Source organism: Alcanivorax sp. HI0044 (genome assembly GCF_001634945.1).
The window spans coordinates 1-661 of sequence record NZ_LWEZ01001697.1 but is presented as its reverse complement, the minus strand read 5'-3'; the positions used below and the strand labels follow the sequence as shown (position 1 = coordinate 661).

General features: G+C 57.2%; 1 protein-coding gene. It reads left to right on the top strand.

All coding sequences use genetic code 11. From position 1 onward, the window contains the following. Positions 1-148: 148 nt before the first annotated feature. Positions 149-661, top strand: a 513-nt coding sequence (locus A3730_RS25550; protein WP_063539259.1) for a zinc-dependent peptidase, incomplete at its 3' end; no start/stop codon positions are given.

Genomic DNA, 661 nt, shown 5'->3' with positions numbered 1-661 from the left:
GGGCGGATAGGCACTGAACAGTATTCGCAGTAGAAACCGGTTGGCGATGGTAGCACAGCCATGCTGACCGGTAACGACTGGTGAAACGCCGCTTTCATGGTCAAAGTAGACGCCAGTAATCACAAAAAGCGGAACGTGAGGACAGTGAATGTTTGCAGCCTGGAAAAACTGGCGGGACGCCCGTCGGGTCAGGAAGATGGGGTATACCCGGCAAGAATGGGAGGCCGCAGTGGGCGATTGGCCATTGATGGCCCGGTTTGAAGGTAAAGAGCGAACGGTGTTGTTTGATCTTTCGCTGCGCTTCCTGGCCCGCAAAAGCATCGCCTCTGGCGGCGGGTTCGCTTATACCGATGCAATGTGCCTAAAAGTGGCAACCATGGCCTGTGTGCCCATCCTGTACCTGGGGTTGGATTGGTATGACGGTTGGTACACGGTGATTTTGTATGAAGGTGCCTTCATTCCCAATCGGCCACACCTGAGCGAAGACGGCGTGGTTCATGCCCAGGGGCCTGTGCTGGCCGGTGAGGCCTGGCATCAGGGCCCGGTGATTCTCTCCTGGGACGCGATCAGTGATGCCTGTGCGCCGGATAACCGGGCCAGCAATGTGGTGATCCATGAAATGTCCCACAAACTGGACATGCGCCGTAATGGCGCCAACGGC